Origin of the sequence: Enterobacter sp. 120016, assembly GCF_018383635.1 — a bacterium.
Lineage (GTDB): Bacteria > Pseudomonadota > Gammaproteobacteria > Enterobacterales > Enterobacteriaceae > Enterobacter > Enterobacter asburiae_D.
This window is the reverse complement of record NZ_JAHAWC010000009.1, coordinates 60,007-78,434: the sequence shown is the minus strand read 5'-3', so window position 1 is coordinate 78,434 and position 18,428 is coordinate 60,007. Positions and strand designations below refer to the sequence as shown.

The window sequence follows — 18,428 nt, the reverse complement described above, 5'->3', positions numbered from 1 at the left end:
GTTATGGCCGTTTATCGAAAGGAAGAAGTCAATGCGCAATCTGGTTAAATATGTCGGGATTGGCCTGCTGGTTGTGGGTCTTGCAGCCTGTGATAACAGCGACACGAAAACGCCTGCTCAGGGCGCATCCGCAGAGAGCAACGCGACCGGCCAGCCGGTGAATCTGATGGATGGCAAACTCAGTTTCTCTCTGCCAGCCGATATGACTGACCAGAGCGGCAAGCTGGGCACCCAGGCGAACAACATGCACGTGTACTCCGACGCAACCGGGCAGAAAGCGGTCATTGTGATTGTGGGCGACGACACCAGCGAAGATCTGGCCGTTCTGTCCAAACGTCTGGAAGATCAGCAGCGCGGCCGCGATCCGCAGCTGCAGGTCGTCACCAATAAATCCATCGAGCTGAAAGGCCACACGCTGCAACAGCTCGACAGCATCATCTCTGCAAAAGGCCAGACCGCTTACTCTTCTGTGGTGCTGGGCAAGGTCGATAACAAACTGCTGACCCTGCAGATCACCCTGCCAGCGGAAGATCAGCAGAAAGCGCAGACGGCTGCTGAAAACATCATTAACACCATCGTGATCCAGTAACCCTTCACGACGATGACGTGGCCTCCGGTGCCTGCACCGGGGGCCATTTTTTTAGCCGCCACGTCAGCAGCAGCGCAATCACCACCAGGCCCGCCGCGGCAAGATAGATCACCGGAACCCCTGCCCAGGCCATCACCAGCCCCGCCAGCGGGCCGGTAATGCCTAAAGACATATCCATAAACACCGTATAGGTCGCCAGCGCCGCCCCCTGATTCTGCTGCGGCACGGCTTTTACCGCTACCACGCCCAGCGCCGGGAAGACCAGGGAAAAGCCTGCCCCCGCGAGGAACACGCCCACTTTCGCGACCCAGGGCACCATTGCTATTCCGGTCAGCAGCAGCCCGACAATCTCTATCGCAAAGCAGATCATCGCCACGTTCAGCCCGCCCAGACGGTTGATGCCGTTAGGGAAAAGCAGGCGGGCGCCAACAAACGCACAGCTGAACAGGGTTAACGCAAAGGCCGCGCCGTCCCAGCCTTTGGCGTCGTAGAACAGAGTAATGAAGGTCGCGATCACGCCGAAGCCGGTGGTCGCCAGCGCCAGGGCCATGCCGTACGGCCAGACGCGCCCCAGCACCGCCCGAAACGGCAGCGGCTTGCCTTTGCTGGCCTTCACTTTCGGGCGCGGCAGCGCAAAGAGGATCGCCAGCAGCGCGACCACCATGATGGTGATGGCCAGCCCATACAGCCCCCCCAGCGCATAGCAGGCCACGCCGAGCGGCGCACCGAGCGCCATCGCACCGTAGGTGACAATCCCGTTCCAGGAGATCACCCTGCCAATGTGCGGCGCGCCTACCACCCCCACGCCCCACAGCGTCGAGCCGGTTCCCGCCAGACTTTGCCCAATGCCCAGAATGACGCGGCCCAGGCAGAGCAGCGCCAGGCTGACCAGCGGCCAGTGGCTGGTTGCGGCAGCCAGCAGATAGCTCAGGCCACTGAGGAAACAGCCGCACAGTCCCACCACCACGATGCTTTTTGGACCGAACGTGTCCGCGTAGCGCCCGGCATGCGGGCGGCTGAGGAGCGTGGCGAAATATTGCAGGCTAATCACCAGCCCCGCCCAGAAGGCGCTGAAGCCCATCACGTCATGGACATAGCCCGGCAGGACCGCCAGCGGCAGGCCAATGGTCAGATAGCTGGCAAAGTTGAAAATCACAACGGAAACGATGCGCAGATTGAGGCGCAGTCCGCTCAGTGCCGGTTCAGCGGCAGGTTCGGGCATGGGGTTCTACCTGGGTTTTTTACAACAGTGTTTCACTATTACCACGGCGCAATAAGAAAATCAGCCCCGACTTTCAGATTAACGGCCCCAGACGAAGCGGAGCCCGGGCACTACACTTACCGGGTCATCACATTAAGGAACACGCATGATCGCTAACCCGTCCGACAAAACAGGACTTCACATCTTATTAAAACTCGCCTGTCTGGTGGTTATCCTTGCGGGTATCCATGCTGCCGCCGACATTATTGTTCAGCTCCTGCTGGCGCTCTTTTTTGCCATTGTGCTTAATCCTCTGGTCACCTGGTTTTTACGCCGGGGCGTCAGCCGTCCGGTAGCCATCACCATCGTCGTCATCGTGATGCTGATTGCCCTGACGGCGCTCTTCGGCGTGCTGGCGGCATCGCTGAGCGAATTCTCCACCATGCTGCCGCAGTACAACAAAGAGCTGACGCGTAAGATTGTCGCACTGCAGGAGATGGTGCCCTTCCTTAATCTGCATATCTCACCCGAACGGATGCTGCGCCGGATGGATTCAGAGAAGGTTATGACCTACGCCACCACCTTAATGACGGGGCTTTCCGGCGCGATGGCCAGCATTCTGCTGCTGGTCATGACGGTGGTGTTCATGCTGTTCGAAGTCCGCCACGTCCCTTATAAGCTGCGCTTTGCACTGAACAATCCACAAATTCACATTGCGGGATTACACCGGGCACTGAAGGGCGTCTCCAAATACCTGGCGCTGAAAACGCTCCTGAGCGTCTGGACCGGGGTGATTGTCTGGCTGGGGCTGATGCTGATGGACGTGCAGTTCGCGCTGATGTGGGGCGTGCTGGCCTTTCTGCTGAACTACGTGCCCAATATTGGCGCGGTGCTTTCCGCCGTGCCGCCGATGATTCAGGCGTTTCTGTTTAACGGCTTCTACGAATGTATGCTGGTCGGCGCGCTGTTCCTCGTCGTGCATATGGTGCTGGGCAATATTCTTGAGCCGCGCATGATGGGGCACCGGCTGGGCATGTCGACGCTGGTGGTGTTTTTATCCTTACTGGTTTGGGGATGGCTGCTGGGCCCGGTCGGCATGCTGCTTTCGGTCCCGCTGACCAGCGTATGTAAAATCTGGATGGAAACCACCAAAGGCGGCAGCAAGCTGGCGATCCTGCTCGGGCCGGGGAGACCGAAAAGCCGGCTACCCGGGTAACCTACCTGTACAGGTAGGTTTAAACCGTCAGTAATACGCCGTAAATTACCGCGACCTTAATCCGTCGCGGTATTTTTATTTGCGTTAAGGCGATATTCGCCCTGTCTTTATTTACGCTACGCGCATTATGTTGATACGCAATTCATGATTTAACGCAAATTATAAAAAATGAAATTCTTATTTATTTTCCATGATATTATGCCCGTCTTCGCGTCAACGTAATGCAAACATTAATATTGATTAAAAATACATCTGGCGCAAACGATACGCCGGATGAATATTATTTGTAAAAACCACTACCTTTAATTGTTATTATTGATATGGAGTTGTTGATGAAAAAGATCGTTAAATGGTGTGCTGCTGCCGTATTCGTTGGCGCACTGGCAGGCTGTGCGCGTACCGCCCCAATCGCTCAGGTTCACTCTATTGTCAGTGCGGGTCATTCTGCCGAACAGGTAAAAACGGCAATTTTGAAAGCAGGCCAGAAGCGTGACTGGATCATGACGGAAGCGGGTCCTGGGGTGATTAAGGGACGTCTGCAGTCACGCGATCACTCGGTCCAGGTGAGTATTCCGTACACGGCAACAAGCTATTCAATCAACTATGAAAACAGCCTTAACCTGAAAGCGGCAGACGGTAAAATTCACAAAAATTATAACCGCTGGGTGAATAACCTCGACCACGATATTCAGCTGAACCTCTCCGCTGGCGCCGCGCTGTAATTTTTTTCTAAAGTCGGGCCGCGTATGGCCCGATAACCTCTCTTTATTGCCCTAAAAGGTTACGCAGTAATGTACGAAAAGGACACACTCAGCGCACTGGATGCCATTACCGAAGCGCAGCGCATCGCCTTTGCCCCGATGTTATTCCAGACTGCGCTTTGTCTGCGTAACTCAGGCGTTCTCGCCTGGCTCGATAAACAAGGTAAACAGGGTGCCAGCCTCGAGGAAATAACCGAACACAGCACGCTCGGCGGCTATGGTGTCAGCGTACTGCTGGATATGGGATTAAGCGGTCGAATCGTTACCCAACAGAATGGACGTTATTTTCTGGCGAAAGTGGGCCATTTTTTACTGCACGACGAAATGACCCGCGTAAATATGGATTTCACTCAGGACGTTTGTTACCAGGGACTATTTCACCTGGCGGACGCCCTGCAGGAAGAAAAGCCTGCCGGATTAGCCGTGTTTGGCAACTGGCCAACCATCTACCCGGCCTTATCCCAATTACCGGCTCCGGCGAAAGAGAGCTGGTTCGCCTTCGATCATTACTATTCTGACGCCGCTTTTGACGCTGCGTTGCCATATATATTCGCAAGCTCGCCGACAAAATTGTACGATGTGGGCGGAAATACGGGTAAATGGTCGTTACGCTGCTGCCGCTATGACGAAAATGTTGCCGTGACGATCCTCGATCTGCCGCAGCAGATAGCGCTGGCGCAGGAAAACATCGCAAAAGCAGGTTTTTCTCATCGTATTGCATTCCATGCTGTCGATATGCTTAGCCCAGCAGCATTGCCGGGTGACGCCGACGTCTGGTGGATGAGCCAGTTCCTGGATTGTTTCTCTCCGGATCAGATTGTCGCCATGCTGACGCGCGTCGCACAGGTCATGAAGCCAGGCGCACGTTTGTGCATCATGGAGCTTTTCTGGGATGCCCAGAAATTTGAAGCGGCCTCTTTCAGCCTGAATGCCACCTCGCTCTATTTCACCTGTATGGCGAATGGTAATAGCCGGTTTTACAGCGTAGAGAAGTTTTATCGCTATCTGGAGAGCGCAGGTTTCAGCGTTGAACAGCGGCTGGACAACCTTGGGGTCGGTCATACCCTGCTGATATGCACCAAACGTGAACAATAGAGCAGCTTAGCTGCCCGGGTGGCCCAGCCTGCCCTTTGAATACGGTTTTTTTCGCGGACGCGCGTAGATGAAATTTTCACTGAACATTATCGACTGGCAGGCGAGAGCGCCAGGACTCAGCGATGCCACAGAGTGGCAGGCGTGGTCGCGCCTGCAGCTGGCCGTTGACCCAGCGGCCCCGCTTCCCCGGCTGACCGCTTTACCCATGATGACCGCGCGCCGCCTCAATTCAGGCAGTAAGCTGGCGGTGGATATTGGTCTTGCCATGCTGCAAAACCACGCCATTGATGCCGTCGTCTATGCCAGCCGTCACGGCGAGCTGGAGCGCAACTACCGTATTCTGCATGCTCTGGCGACCGGGCAGTCCGTTTCCCCCACCGACTTCGCCATGTCCGTGCACAATTCCGCGGTGGGCAATCTCACGATTACCGCACGCCAGCCCATCGTCTCGTCATCCATTTCTGCCGGGCTGGACACCTTCCAGCAGGCCTTATGCGAAGTGCTGAGCCTGCTGCATGCGGGCTACTCCCGCGTCCTGCTGGTCGATTTTGACGGCGCGCTGCCGGAATTTTACCATCCGGCGCTACCGCCGCAGATGCCCACCTGGCCGTACGCGCTGGCGCTGGTGATTGAATCCGGCAACAACTTGCAGTGCGAAACCCGCAGCGGCAGCACGGGTGAAGAACCCGCCCTGCCGCAAAGCCTGATGTTCCTGCAACGCTATCTCAGAGAGGAACGTCAGTTTGTGGTGCCCGGCGAACGTTTGCTGTGGCAATGGACGCGCGCATGAATCGCCTGGCCGCCCGTATCAACTGGTTATGGCGTCTGGCGATGACCGGCTTCTGCTTCGCGCTGTTTGGCGTGGGCGGGCTGCTGCTGTCGCTGGTCTGGTTCAACCTGCTCCTGATCGTCCAGCGCGACCGCGCCAGCCGTCGTCGCCTGGCGCGTCGCAGCATTGCGGCCAGCTTCCGCTTCTTCCTGACCGTGGCGCGCAGCCTCGGAGTACTGGACTATCGCATTCACAATCTTGACGCGCTGCGCAGCGATCGGGGTTGTCTGGTGGTGGCTAACCACCCCACGTTAATTGACTACGTGATTCTGGCGTCGGTGATGCCGGAAACCGACTGTCTGGTGAAGAGCGCGCTGCTGCGCAACCCGTTTGTCAGCGGCGTTATCCGCGCGGCGGATTACCTGATTAACAGCGAAGCCGAGCCTCTGCTCGCGGCCAGCCAGCAGCGTCTGGCTCAGGGCGACACGCTGTTAATCTTCCCGGAAGGCACGCGTACCCGGTTTGGCGAGGCTATCTCCCTCCAGCGCGGCGCGGCAAATATCGCCGTGCGCTGTAACAGCGATCTGCGGGTGGTGCTGATCCACTGCAGCGAGCACCTGCTGGATAAAAAAAGTCGCTGGTATGATGTACCGCCAGAAAAACCTGTCTTCACCGTGGATGTCCGCGACCGCGTGAACATCGACGAATTTTACGATGCAAATGAACAAGAACCGGCGCTGGCGGCAAGGCAGTTAAACCGGCATCTACAGCATCGATTAACATCAGGCCTTCAATCTTTGTCAGGAATTAATGATGCAAGCGCTTTATCTTGAAATTAAGAATCTCATTATCACCACGCTGAATCTGGACGAGCTTACCGCAGAGGACATTGACACCGATGCCGCGCTGTTTGGCGATGGGCTGGGTCTCGACTCTATCGACGCGCTGGAACTGGGTCTGGCCGTGAAATACCAGTATGGCGTGGTGCTTTCCGCCGAAAGCGAAGAGATGCGCCAGCACTTCTTTTCCGTCGCCACGCTGGCGTCCTTTATTAACGCTCAACGCGCCTGAGATGTGATCACGATGACCGAACAAGAAACCATTTATCAGGAAGTCTGTGGTCTTCTGACCAAGCTTTTTGAAATCGACCCGCAGGATATTTCGCCCGAAGCCCGTCTTTACGAAGACCTGGAGCTGGACAGCATTGATGCGGTGGACATGATTGTTCATCTGCAGAAAAAAACGGGCAAGAAAATCAAGCCGGAAACCTTTAAATCGGTTCGTACCGTTCAGGATGTGGTTGACGCCGTCGAACAGCTTCTGCGCGAAGAATAAGACACCGTGCGTGGTGGACGGACGTTCCCGGTCATCCCACTGCTGACGGGGCTGATGCTGCTGGCGTGGCCCTTCCTGATTGGATTTGGGCTGACGCACAACAGCCTGCAGTGGCTGTTACCGGTGATGGCGCTGGTATTGCTGCTGCGGCTGCGTCAGTCGCAGCGGAACGCTGGCCCGATGCGCTATGTGGTGCAGTGCGTGGCGCTGGCGGGTATCGCGCTCTGCGCGGCCAGCTACCTGCTGAAAACCCACCAGTGGCTGCTGCTCTACCCGGTGGTCGTCAACCTGGTGATGCTGGCCGTGTTCGGGGGGTCGCTGTGGACCGCGATGCCGCTTGTCGAACGGCTGGCGCGCCTGCGCGAGCCAAATTTGCCCCCGGAGGGCGTGCGCTATACCCGCAAGGTGACCCTCGTCTGGTGCGGCTTTTTCATCGGTAACGGCGCGATGGCGCTGTTCACCGTCCTCCACGGCGACATGCGTCTGTGGACGCTGTGGAACGGTATGGTGGCCTACATCCTGATGGGGACGCTGATGGCGACAGAGTGGCTGGTGCGCCAACGGGTGATAAAAAAAGAGATGCACAATGACTAACCCCCTTCCGCTGGGCCAGTGGCTAAACGCGCCGCGCCCTGACGATACGCCCGTAGCCTGGCTTGACGATCGTACCTGGACGCTGGGCCAGCTGCGCCACGACGTGACCTTACTGGTCGCCACCCTGCGTCAGCAGGATGGCGAGCGCTGGGCGCTGTGCTTTGAAAACAGCTACCTGTTTATTGTTGCGCTGCTGGCCTCGCTGCACGCCGGTAAAACGCCGGTCATTCCCGGCCATAGCCGCGTCTCGCAGCTTGAAGAACAGCAGGCGTTGTTTAGCGGCGTTCTGAGCGATCGGACTCTCGGCTTCCATGGGCAGCTGATCGTGGTGGCCTCCAGCCATCAGACGGCTAGCCGCTGGACGCCCCTGCCGGAAATTGACGAAAGCCGCTTCGTTGAGCTGTTCACCTCCGGCTCCACGGGTACCCCGCGCCGGGTGATTAAGCACATCGTCAGTCTGGATCGTGAAGCCCGTCTGCTGGCTGACCGCTTCGGCGAGCGTCTGGCCAGCTGTAGCGTTGTCGCCTCGGTCGTACCGCAACATCTGTACGGCCTGACTTTCCGCATCGTATTGCCGATGGCGCTGGGCCTGCCGCTGCATGCCGCGATGCTCTACTACGCAGAGCAGCTGGCCGCTCTTCCTCATGACAGGCATTACCTGTTCATCAGCAGCCCGGCGTTCCTGAAGCGCCTGGATACCGAGCTGGCCGCGCCGCCCGTCAGGATGCTGATTTCAGCAGGCGGAATGCTGCCCTGGTGTGACGTCTCCACCACCGCGGGCTGGCTTAACATCTGGCCGGACGAAATTTATGGCAGTACCGAAACCGGGATCCTCGCCTGGCGCCATCGCCAGCAGGATAACGTGCCGTGGCTCGCGTTCCCCGGCGTTATCTTCCATCAGGAAGAGGAAGCCTGTCGCGTCACGTCGCCACTGATCCATGAGGAAGAAGGACTCCAGCTGGACGATATCCTCCACTTCGACAGCGAGGGGCTGTTCAGCATCGCCGGTCGTCGCGGGCGGGTGGTCAAAATTGAAGAAAAGCGCATCTCGCTTAACGAGATCGAACGTCGCCTGCTGGAGCTCGACGGCATTTGCGAAGCGGCTGTACTGCCGGTCACGCGCGGAGGCCGTCAGGGAATTGGCGCACTGCTGGTCCTGGACGAAGCGGTTCGTCAGCGCGGATATATGCAGGATAAAAAAGCGCAGGAATTTGCCTGGCGTCGCGCCCTGCTGCCGTGGCTTGAGCCGGTCGCCGTTCCGCGCTACTGGCGCATTGTCGATGAAATGCCGGTAAACAGTATGAACAAGCGTGTCTATGCGCAGTTAGAGGAGTTATTTCATGAAAATTCATGAAATTGAGCGCCACCAGACACAGCCGGAGAAGCTGGAAATCATTTTGCATCTCGACGCGGCGCTGTTCTGGTTTCAGGGCCATTTTGCCGTACAGCCGCTGCTGCCCGGGGTTGCGCAGCTTGACTGGGTGATGCACTACGCCACGACCTTACTGGCACCGGGCTACCGCTTTCACAGCATTCAAAACGTGAAGTTCCAGGCGCCTCTGCTGCCGGAAACCACGGTGACGCTGGTGCTTGAGTGGCATGCCGAACGTCAGATGCTGACCTTCAGCTACCAGCGTCACGCCGGGGCGGAACGCCATACCGCCAGCAGCGGAAAAATCCGTCTATGTCAGTGATCTTTCGCCCCTGCGTGCTGATCCCGTGCTACAACCACGGTGCCATGATCGCCAGCGTGCTGTCGCGTCTCGCACCGTTCGGCCTGCCGTGCCTGGTGGTGGATGACGGCAGCGAAGCGATCACCCGTCAGGAGCTCGAACGCCTGGCGGCGGAGCAGCCGCAGATGACGCTGATCCGTCTGGCGCAAAACGCCGGGAAAGGTGCCGCGGTCATCAGGGGGCTGGAGGCGTGCGCGTGCGCGGGCTATACCCACGCCGTGCAGGTGGACGCGGACGGTCAACACGCCATCGAAGATATTCCCAAACTGCTGGCGCTGGCGGAGCGCCACCCGGACGCGCTGATTTCCGGCCAGCCCATTTACGATGATTCTATTCCACGCTCGCGACTCTACGGGCGCTGGGTAACCCACGTCTGGGTGTGGATTGAGACCTTATCCCTGCAGCTTAAAGACAGCATGTGCGGCTTTAGGGTCTACCCGGTCGCGCCCACGCTGCGGCTGGCAGCGCGTGAGCAGCTCGGTAAACGCATGGACTTTGACACCGAAGTAATGGTCCGTCTCTACTGGCAGGGCAACACCAGCGTCTTTCTGCCCACCCGCGTCACCTATCCGCAGGACGGGTTGTCCCACTTCGACGCGTTAAAAGATAACGTGCGGATCTCCCTGATGCATACCCGGCTGTTCTTCGGCATGCTGCCCCGCATGCCCGGCCTGCTTTTCCGTCGACGCCGCCAGCACTGGGCGCAGCAGGACGAGGTCAAGGGGCTGTGGGGGATGCGACTGTTGCTGCGCGTCTGGGAACTGCTGGGGCGACGGGCCTTTACCGTGCTGCTGTGGCCAACAATCGGCGTGTACTGGCTTATCGCGCGTCCGGCGCGGCAGGCCTCGCGGCAGTGGATTAAGAGAGTGAAGCAAGAGCTGCGTCAGCGGAACATGCCTGTTCCCTCACGGCTCAACAGCTTTTTCCATTTTATGCGCTTCGGCAATGCGATGCTGGATAAAGTCGCCAGCTGGCGCGGTGAGCTGAAGTTTGATCGCGACGTGGTCTTTGCCCCCGGCGCGAGCGAAGCGCTAGATATCGCGGCGCCGCAGGGCAAGCTCCTGCTCGCCTCGCACCTTGGCGACGTAGAAGCCTGCCGGGCGCTGGCTCAGCTCGAAGACAGCAAAATCATCAACGCCCTGGTCTTCAGCGAAAACGCCCAGCGCTTTAAGCAAATTATGAGCGAAATGGCGCCCCAGGCCAGCGTGAACTTGATGTCGGTTACCGACATCGGCCCGGACACCGCGATTGCCATCAAAGAGAAGCTTGAGCGCGGAGAGTGGGTCGCCATTGTGGGCGATCGCATCGCGGTGAATCCGCAGCGTGGCGGCGAGTGGCGCGTGATCTGGAGTCCGTTCATGGGCCAGCCTGCGCCGTTCCCACAGGGGCCGTTTATCCTGGCCTCTATCCTGCGCTGCCCGGTGGTGCTGATTTTTGCCCTGCACCAGCAGGGGAAGCTCACCCTGCACTGCGAACCGTTTGCCGACCCGCTGCGCCTGCCGCGCGGTGAACGCCAGCAGGCACTGCAGGATACCGTCGATCGCTACGCGCAGCGGCTGGAGCATTACGCCCTCATGTCGCCGCTCGACTGGTTTAATTTTTTCGATTTCTGGCATCTGCCAGAGTCCAGAGAGAAGGAGTAAAGGGTGCTGACCGATCCCCGCTTTACGACTGAAGTCGAGATCACCGTTCCGTTCCACGACGTCGATATGATGGGCGTGGTCTGGCACGGTAACTATTTCCGCTACTTTGAGATCGCCCGCGAGGCGCTGCTCAATCAGTTTGACTATGGCTATCGCCAGATGAAGGCCTCCGGCTACGTCTGGCCCGTCGTCGATACCCGGGTGAAATACCGCGATGCGGTGACCTTTGAGCAGCGTATTCGCGTCCGCGCGCACGTTGAAGAGTATGAAAACCGCCTGCGCATTGCCTATCAAATTTTCGATGCGCAGACCGGCAAACGCACCACGACCGGTTACACCATCCAGGTAGCGGTAGAAGAAGCTACCCGCGAAATGTGCTTTGTGAGCCCGGCAATACTGTTTGAACGAATGGGAGTGACGCCATGAAATGGTTGCCTTTGCTGGCGCTGATCGTCAGCCCGCTGGTCAGCGCCGTGACGCTGGATGAACTGCAGCAGCGCTTCACCGAGCAGCCTGTCGTGCGCGCGCACTTCGAACAGGTTCGCACGATAAAAGATATGCCGCAGCCGCTGCGCTCGCAGGGCGAGATGCTGATCGCCCGCGACAGCGGCCTGCTGTGGGATCAAAAAGCGCCGTTTCCGATGACGCTCCTGCTCGATGACAAGCGGATGGTTCAGGCAATTAACGGCCAGCCGCCGCAGACCATCACTGCCGACAATAATCCGCAGATGTTCCAGTTCAACCATCTTCTGCGGGCCCTGTTCCAGGCTGACCGCAAGGTGCTTGAAGAGAACTTCCGCATCGATTTTAAAGACCTGGGCGCGGGCCGCTGGTCGCTGGTGCTTACGCCAAAAACGACGCCGCTGGACAAGATTTTCGCCACCCTCGATCTGGGCGGTGCGACCTATCTGGAGACGATTCGTCTCAACGACAAACAGGGCGACCGTACCGATATCGCCCTTTCACGCCACCAACTGACGCCCGCCAGCCTGACCGATGACGAACGCCAACGCTTTGCCGCACCGTAAATCCCTGCGCCCGGCGCTGCTGTGGGCCACGCTATGCCTGATTCTGCTGGGCGTGCTGCTGTCGCTGCTGCCCGGCGCGCGTCTGAACAGCAGCGTGCTGGCCATGCTGCCGAAACAGACGCTGGGGGCGATCCCGCCAGCGCTCAACGATGGATTTATGCAGCGTCTCGACCGCCAGCTGGTCTGGCTGGTCAGCCCCGGCAAAGAGCCGGATCCGCGCGTGGCGCAGCAGTGGCTGGCGCTGCTGCAAAGCAGCGACGCGCTCAGCGAGGTCAAAGGCCCGATGGACGCCGCCGGGCAAAAGGCCTGGGGAGAATTCTTCTGGCAGCACCGCAACGGCCTGATCGATCCCGCCACCCGCGCCCGCCTGCAAAACGGCGGAGAAGCACAGGCGCAGTGGATTTTATCTCAGCTCTATTCGGCCTTTTCCGGCGTCAGCGGCAAAGAGCTGCAAAACGATCCCCTGATGCTGATGCGCGGCTCCCAGCTCGCGCTGGCACAAAATAGCCAGAAGCTGCGGCTGATGGACGGCTGGCTGGTCACAAAAGATGAGGCGGGAAACTACTGGTATCTGCTTCACGGCGAGCTGGCAGGATCGTCATTTGATATGCAGCAGACCCACCGGCTGGTGACAACGCTTAACGCGCTGCAGGAGACGCTAAAAGCCCGTTACCCTCAGGCACAGCTGCTTTCGCGCGGGACCGTGTTCTACAGCGATTACGCCAGCCAGCAGGCCAAACGCGACGTCTCGACGCTGGGCATCGCCACCCTGCTTGGCGTGTTCCTGCTCATCGTGGCGGTATTCCGCTCTCTGCGCCCGCTGCTGCTGAGCGTGCTCTCGATTGCCATCGGCGCGCTGGCGGGCACGGTGGTGACGCTGCTGCTCTTTGGCGAACTGCACCTGATGACGCTGGTGATGAGCATGAGCATCATCGGTATTTCAGCCGACTATACGCTCTACTACCTGACCGAACGGATGGTGCACGGCGCGGAGCACTCCCCCTGGCAAAGCCTGGCGAAAGTGCGCAATGCGCTGCTGCTGGCGCTGCTGACGACCGTCGCCGCCTACCTGATAATGATGCTGGCCCCCTTCCCCGGGATCCGCCAGATGGCGGTGTTCGCCGCCGTGGGGCTGAGCGCCTCCTGCCTGACGGTGATTTTCTGGCATCCGTGGCTGTGCCGGGGTTTACCGGTGCGCCCGGTTCCGCTGATGGTCCTGATGCTGCGCTGGCTGGCCGCCTGGCGGCGCAATAAAAAATTGTCCGTTGGTCTCCCCGTCGCTCTGGCGCTGCTCTCCGCCGTGGGGATGAGTACCCTGAGGGTGGACGACGACATCGCCCAGCTGCAGGCCCTGCCGAAGGATATTCTGGCGCAGGAGAAGGCCATTACCGCCCTGACCGGACAGAGCGTCGATCAGAAATGGTTTGTGGTCCATGGCGCCTCGCCTCAGCAAACGCTGGAGCGGCTGGAAGCCTTTACCCCGGCGCTGGCGGAGGCGCAAAAAGCGGGAGAGATTGCCCGCTGGCGTACCCTGCCGCTGAACTCGCTGGCCCGCCAGAAAAGCGATCTTACGCTGCTGCGCGACGCTGCCCCTGCGGTAACGAACGTGCTGAAAAGCGCCGGGCTTAACGCCGTATCCCCGAATCTCGACGCCATGCCGGTCAGCGTGGACGCGTGGCTGAAAAGCCCGGCCAGCGAAGGCTGGCGTCTGCTCTGGCTGACCCTGCCCGACGGGGAAAGCGGCGTGCTGGTGCCGGTGGACGGCGCGAAAAACAGCGCCTACCTCGGTGAACTGGCCGCGGGCCATGACGGCGTCGTCTGGGTCGATCGCAAAGCCAGCTTTGACAGCCTGTTTGCCCTCTACCGCACGCTGCTGACGGGGCTACTGTTTGCCGCGCTGGCGGTGATTGCCTGCGGGGCAATGCTGCGCCTCGGCTGGCGTAAAGGGCTAATAAGCCTGGTGCCGTCCGTGCTGTCGCTGAGTTGCGGGCTGGCGGTCCTGGCCGCAACGGGCCACCCGGTGAACCTGTTTTCACTGCTGGCGCTGGTTCTGGTGCTCGGCATCGGCATTAACTACACGCTGTTTTTCAGCAACCCGCGCGGTACGCCGCTGACCTCAATGCTGGCGATTACGCTGGCGATGATGACCACGCTGCTCACGCTGGGCATGCTCGTCTTCAGCGCCACCCAGGCCATCAGCAGCTTTGGTATCGTGCTGGTGAGCGGTATTTTTACCGCCTTCCTGCTGGCTCCGCTGGCGATGCCGGATAAGAAAGAGAGAAAACGTAAATGAACGCTTTTTACCGCGCCGCCGCGCTGGCCGCGGCGCTGCTGCTGGCAGGCTGTAGCCATTCGACCGATACCAATGAGACGCGTCCCCAGGCCTGGCTCCAGCCGGGAACTAAAGTTACGCTCCCGCCACCCGGCATTAGCCCGGCGGTCAGCTCCCAACAGCTGCTGACCGGCAGCTTTAACGGACAAACGCAGTCTCTGCTGGTGATGCTCAACGCGGATGCGCATAAGGTGACGCTGGCCGGGCTCTCTTCCGTGGGCATTCGCCTGTTCCTGGCGACGTACGATGAGGCCGGTATTCATACCGAGCAGTCGATCGTCGTGCCGCAGCTGCCGCCCGCCAGCCAGGTGCTGGCCGACGTGATGCTCAGCCACTGGCCGATTAGCGCCTGGCAGCCGCAGTTGCCGAAGGGCTGGACGTTAACGGACAATGGCGATCGACGCGAGCTGCGCAACGCCGGCGGCAAGCTGGTGACGGAGATTGTCTACCTGCAGCGCAAAGGCAAGCGCGAGCCGATCAGCATCGAGCAGCACGTGTTCAAATACCACATCACCATTCAATATCTGGGTGACTGAGATGATTTATATTTCCGCCGTTGGCATGGTCAACGCGCTGGGCAACTCGCCTGACGAGATTGCCGCGAACCTGACGGCTGGCGTGGCGCCGGGGATGCACGCCCGGACAGGCTGGCTGCAGGGTTCACCCGAAGCCGTACTGGGCGGCGTGGAAGGCGAGCTGCCGACCATCCCGGACACCTTCTCCGCACACCGCACCCGCAACAACCAGCTGCTGCTGGCCGCGCTGGCACAGATTCAGTCGACCGTCGACGAGGCCATCGCCCGCGTCGGTCGCGACCGCGTGGCCGTGGTGCTGGGAACCAGCACCTCCGGGCTGGATGAAGGCGATGAGCACGTTAGGCGCATGACCGACGGCGAGACCAGCACGCCCTGGCAGTATCCGCAGCAGGAGCTTGGCGATCCGTCCCGCTTTCTCGCCAACTGGCTTCAGCTCGAAGGCCCGGCCTATACGATCTCGACGGCCTGCTCTTCCAGCGCGCGGGCGATGATCGGCGGCAAGCGCCTGATCGAAGCCGGGCTGGTGGATATCGCCATTGTCGGCGGAGCAGATACCCTGAGCCGAATGCCCGTCAACGGTTTTAACAGCCTTGAATCCTTCTCCCCTACGCTCTGCGAGCCGTTCGGCCGCGACCGTCGGGGGATCACCATTGGTGAAGCCGCCGCGCTGATGGTGCTGAGCCGTGAGCCCGCCGACGTGGCGCTGCTCGGGACGGGCGAATCCAGCGATGCTTACCATATTTCCGCTCCGCATCCGCAGGGCGAAGGGGCGATAAGGGCTATCGCTCAGGCGCTTAACGAAGCGGGCATGCAGCCGCAAGATATCGGCTACATCAACCTGCACGGCACGGCCACGCCGCTCAACGATCAGATTGAATCGCAGGTCGTTCACGATCTCTTCGGGGAAAGCGTGCCCTGCAGCTCCACCAAACACCTTACCGGCCATACGCTGGGCGCTGCCGGCATTACCGAAGCGGCCCTGAGCTGGCTGATCCTGACGCGCGATCTGCCCTTGCCGCCACAGGACTTTGCCCGCTACGCACCGGACGACACGCTGGCGCCGTGCGGCCTGCTGCACCAGCGCGCCGCCCTGAAAAAGCCGGTCATTTTGTCTAACTCGTTCGCGTTTGGCGGCAATAACGCCAGCATTCTGCTGGGGAGAGCGTCATGAGCTACCTATCACCCGTCGACTATTTGCCGCACGATGCGCCAATGATGCTGCTGGAGTCCGTTGAGTGCGTCACGGACGACACGGCAGTTTGCCGCGTTGCGGTCAACAGGCACAGCGTCCTGGCACCGTTTCTGAATGCCGATGGCGACCTGCCGGGCTGGTACGCGCTCGAGCTGATGGCGCAGACCGTCGGCGTCTGGTCGGGCTGGCATCGCCAGCAGCAGGGGCAGGATCATATTTCGCTGGGCATGGTGCTCGGCGCGCGCGAGCTGATCTGCGCCAGCGGGCGTTTTACGCAGGGGCTGACGCTGGAAATCACCGTAAAACTGCTGATGCAGGACGAACGCTTCGGCAGTTTTGAATGCGCGATTTCCGCAGATGAAGAGACGCTGGCCACGGGCCGGGTCAACACCTTCCAGCCGAGCGCAGAAGAATTAACATCGCTTTTTAATCAGGGATCTAACGCATGAGTCGTTCCGTACTGGTCACAGGGGCCAGCAAAGGCATAGGGCGCGCCATCGCCCGCCAGCTTGCCGCCGACGGGTTTACCGTAGGCGTGCATTATCATCGTGATGCCGCAGGCGCGCAGGAGACGCTGGACGCCATCACGCAGGCGGGTGGCAACGGTCGTTTACTCGCCTTTGATGTGGGCAACCGCGAACAGTGCCGCGTGGTGCTGGAGCAGGAAATTGAAGCCCATGGCGCGTGGTATGGCGTGGTCAGTAACGCCGGGATCGCCCGCGACGGCGCCTTTCCGGCACTGAGTGAAGACGACTGGGACAGCGTTATCCACACCAACCTCGACAGTTTTTATAACGTCATTCACCCCTGCGTTATGCCGATGATTGGCACCCGTAAAGGGGGGCGCATTATCACCTTATCGTCCGTCTCCGGCGTGATGGGCAACCGCGGGCAGGTGAACTACAGCGCGGCGAAAGCGGGCATTATCGGCGCCACCAAAGCGCTGGCGATCGAGCTGGCAAAACGCAAAATCACCGTGAACTGTATTGCCCCGGGGCTGATTGATACCGGCATGATTGAGATGGAAGAGGCCGCGCTGAAAGAGGCGATGTCCATCATTCCAATGAAACGTATGGGCCAGGCTGAGGAAGTCGCCGGGCTGGCAAGCTATCTGATGTCAGATATTGCGGGGTACGTCACCCGCCAGGTCATTTCCATTAACGGAGGAATGCTATGACGCGTCGCGTGGTGATTACGGGCATGGGCGGCGTGACCGCCTTTGGCGAAAACTGGCAATCCGTTTCCAGCAGGCTGCTGGCGTATGAAAACGCGGTGCGTAAAATGCCGGAATGGCAGGTGTATGATGGCCTGCACACCCTGCTGGGCGCGCCGATCGACGATTTCACGCTGCCGGAACACTATACCCGCAAGCGTATTCGCGCCATGGGCCGGGTATCGTTGATGTCGACCCGCGCCACCGAGCTGGCGCTGGAGCAGGCGGGACTGATTGGCGAAGCGGTGCTCACCAACGGGCAAACGGGTATCGCCTATGGCTCATCCACGGGCAGTACCGGACCGGTCAGCGAATTCGCGACCATGCTCACCGAAAAGCACACCAATAACATCACCGGGACAACCTACGTCCAGATGATGCCGCACACGACCGCGGTGAATACCGGCCTGTTCTTTGGGTTACGCGGCCGCGTTATCCCGACGTCGAGCGCCTGTACCTCCGGCAGCCAGGCGATTGGCTACGCCTGGGAGGCGATCCGCCACGGCTATCAGACCGTCATGGTTGCCGGGGGCGCTGAGGAGCTGTGTCCATCTGAAGCGGCGGTATTTGATACGCTTTTCGCCACCAGCCAGCGCAATGACGCGCCTAAACACACCCCATCGCCATTTGATACGCAGCGCGATGGTCTGGTGATTGGAGAAGGTGCGGGTACCCTGATCCTCGAAGAGCTGGAGCATGCCAAAGCGCGCGGGGCCACGATCTACGGTGAAATCGTGGGCTTTGCCACTAACTGTGACGCGGCCCATATCACCCAGCCTCAGCGTGAAACCATGCAGATTTGCATGGAGCAGTCGCTGGCCATGGCGGGATTAAGCGCCCTGGATATGGGGTATATCTCCGCGCACGGTACCGCCACCGATCGCGGTGATATCGCCGAAAGTCTGGCCACCGCGGCTATCTATGGTGACAACGTGCCGGTTTCCTCGCTGAAGAGCTATTTTGGCCATACGTTAGGGGCCTGCGGCGCGCTGGAAGCGTGGATGAGTTTGCAGATGATGCGTGAAGGCTGGTTTGCCCCAACGCTCAATTTAACGCAGCCGGATGAGCAATGCGGTGCTTTAGATTATATTATGGGAGAAGCCCGTCAGATTGACTGCGAGTATCTGCAGAGCAATAACTTCGCGTTTGGCGGCATCAACACCTCGATTATCATTAAACGCTGGGCGTAAC

At 59.7% G+C, this 18,428-nt stretch carries 21 protein-coding genes; 20 read left to right on the top strand and 1 reads right to left on the bottom strand.

Translation table 11 applies throughout. The features are described 5' to 3' along the window. The first annotated feature begins 31 nt into the window (after window positions 1-31). A complete protein-coding gene (locus KIF87_RS14485; RefSeq protein WP_023309515.1) occupies window positions 32-589 on the top strand; it encodes a DcrB family lipoprotein in 558 nt (185 codons plus the stop codon). Between the two features lie 4 nt (window positions 590-593). Here KIF87_RS14485 and KIF87_RS14480 read toward each other — a convergent pair whose 3' ends face one another. Further along, window positions 594-1,811 carry an MFS transporter gene (locus KIF87_RS14480; protein ID WP_213329103.1) on the bottom strand — a complete coding sequence of 406 codons (1,218 nt, stop codon included), beginning with the start codon at window positions 1,809-1,811 and terminating at the stop codon, window positions 594-596. A gap of 145 nt (window positions 1,812-1,956) precedes the next feature. Between KIF87_RS14480 and KIF87_RS14475 the strand changes: the two genes are divergently transcribed. From KIF87_RS14475 to KIF87_RS14385, 19 genes are all read left to right on the top strand, one after another. Beyond that, the gene (locus KIF87_RS14475) at window positions 1,957-3,006 is read left to right on the top strand and encodes an AI-2E family transporter (RefSeq protein ID WP_213329102.1); all 1,050 of its coding nucleotides are present in this window, start codon (window positions 1,957-1,959) and stop codon (window positions 3,004-3,006) included. 332 nt (window positions 3,007-3,338) lie between these two features. Next, window positions 3,339-3,728 carry a lipoprotein gene (locus KIF87_RS14470; protein WP_213329101.1) on the top strand — a complete coding sequence of 130 codons (390 nt, stop codon included), beginning with the start codon at window positions 3,339-3,341 and terminating at the stop codon, window positions 3,726-3,728. A gap of 69 nt (window positions 3,729-3,797) precedes the next feature. Continuing rightward, the gene (locus KIF87_RS14465; protein WP_159515068.1) at window positions 3,798-4,862 is read left to right on the top strand and encodes a class I SAM-dependent methyltransferase; all 1,065 of its coding nucleotides are present in this window, start codon (window positions 3,798-3,800) and stop codon (window positions 4,860-4,862) included. A 67-nt stretch (window positions 4,863-4,929) separates the two neighbouring features. Next, a complete protein-coding gene (locus KIF87_RS14460) occupies window positions 4,930-5,652 on the top strand; it encodes a beta-ketoacyl synthase chain length factor (RefSeq protein ID WP_213329100.1) in 723 nt (240 codons plus the stop codon). Further along, entirely contained in the window at window positions 5,649-6,464 is an 816-nt protein-coding gene (locus tag KIF87_RS14455; RefSeq protein WP_213329099.1) for a lysophospholipid acyltransferase family protein, read from the top strand. Before KIF87_RS14460 ends, KIF87_RS14455 begins: the two co-directional genes overlap by 4 nt. Beyond that, entirely contained in the window at window positions 6,445-6,702 is a 258-nt protein-coding gene (locus KIF87_RS14450; RefSeq protein WP_213329140.1) for a phosphopantetheine-binding protein, read from the top strand. Before KIF87_RS14455 ends, KIF87_RS14450 begins: the two co-directional genes overlap by 20 nt. A gap of 12 nt (window positions 6,703-6,714) precedes the next feature. Next, window positions 6,715-6,966 (top strand): acyl carrier protein, encoded by a 252-nt coding sequence (locus tag KIF87_RS14445; protein WP_121426142.1) that lies wholly within the window; start codon window positions 6,715-6,717, stop codon window positions 6,964-6,966. A 6-nt stretch (window positions 6,967-6,972) separates the two neighbouring features. Continuing rightward, window positions 6,973-7,560: a COG4648 family protein gene (locus tag KIF87_RS14440; RefSeq protein ID WP_213329098.1), complete on the top strand. Its 588-nt coding sequence runs from the start codon at window positions 6,973-6,975 to the stop codon at window positions 7,558-7,560. Beyond that, window positions 7,553-8,914 carry a class I adenylate-forming enzyme family protein gene (locus KIF87_RS14435; RefSeq protein WP_213329097.1) on the top strand — a complete coding sequence of 454 codons (1,362 nt, stop codon included), beginning with the start codon at window positions 7,553-7,555 and terminating at the stop codon, window positions 8,912-8,914. The genes KIF87_RS14440 and KIF87_RS14435 overlap by 8 nt, the downstream gene beginning before the upstream one ends. Beyond that, a complete protein-coding gene (locus tag KIF87_RS14430) occupies window positions 8,901-9,254 on the top strand; it encodes an ApeI family dehydratase (protein WP_033146841.1) in 354 nt (117 codons plus the stop codon). Before KIF87_RS14435 ends, KIF87_RS14430 begins: the two co-directional genes overlap by 14 nt. Beyond that, complete coding sequence (locus KIF87_RS14425; protein WP_213329096.1) at window positions 9,245-10,936, top strand: glycosyltransferase family 2 protein; 1,692 nt, start codon at window positions 9,245-9,247, stop codon at window positions 10,934-10,936. The genes KIF87_RS14430 and KIF87_RS14425 overlap by 10 nt, the downstream gene beginning before the upstream one ends. A gap of 3 nt (window positions 10,937-10,939) precedes the next feature. After that, complete coding sequence (locus tag KIF87_RS14420) at window positions 10,940-11,362, top strand: acyl-CoA thioesterase (RefSeq protein WP_023309526.1); 423 nt, start codon at window positions 10,940-10,942, stop codon at window positions 11,360-11,362. Further along, complete coding sequence (locus KIF87_RS14415) at window positions 11,359-11,964, top strand: LolA family protein (protein WP_008503088.1); 606 nt, start codon at window positions 11,359-11,361, stop codon at window positions 11,962-11,964. The genes KIF87_RS14420 and KIF87_RS14415 overlap by 4 nt, the downstream gene beginning before the upstream one ends. Continuing rightward, window positions 11,933-14,257 (top strand): MMPL family transporter, encoded by a 2,325-nt coding sequence (locus KIF87_RS14410; protein WP_213329095.1) that lies wholly within the window; start codon window positions 11,933-11,935, stop codon window positions 14,255-14,257. Before KIF87_RS14415 ends, KIF87_RS14410 begins: the two co-directional genes overlap by 32 nt. Further along, complete coding sequence (locus KIF87_RS14405) at window positions 14,254-14,832, top strand: DUF3261 domain-containing protein (RefSeq protein WP_213329094.1); 579 nt, start codon at window positions 14,254-14,256, stop codon at window positions 14,830-14,832. Before KIF87_RS14410 ends, KIF87_RS14405 begins: the two co-directional genes overlap by 4 nt. A gap of 1 nt (window position 14,833) precedes the next feature. Beyond that, entirely contained in the window at window positions 14,834-16,003 is a 1,170-nt protein-coding gene (locus tag KIF87_RS14400) for a beta-ketoacyl-[acyl-carrier-protein] synthase family protein (RefSeq protein ID WP_213329093.1), read from the top strand. After that, a complete protein-coding gene (locus KIF87_RS14395) occupies window positions 16,000-16,473 on the top strand; it encodes a hotdog family protein (RefSeq protein WP_121426149.1) in 474 nt (157 codons plus the stop codon). Before KIF87_RS14400 ends, KIF87_RS14395 begins: the two co-directional genes overlap by 4 nt. Then, on the top strand, window positions 16,470-17,201 hold the full coding sequence (locus KIF87_RS14390) for a 3-ketoacyl-ACP reductase FabG2 (protein WP_213329092.1): 732 nt from the start codon (window positions 16,470-16,472) through the stop codon (window positions 17,199-17,201). The genes KIF87_RS14395 and KIF87_RS14390 overlap by 4 nt, the downstream gene beginning before the upstream one ends. After that, entirely contained in the window at window positions 17,198-18,427 is a 1,230-nt protein-coding gene (locus KIF87_RS14385; protein ID WP_121426151.1) for a beta-ketoacyl-ACP synthase, read from the top strand. Before KIF87_RS14390 ends, KIF87_RS14385 begins: the two co-directional genes overlap by 4 nt. Window position 18,428: the final 1 nt, after the last annotated feature.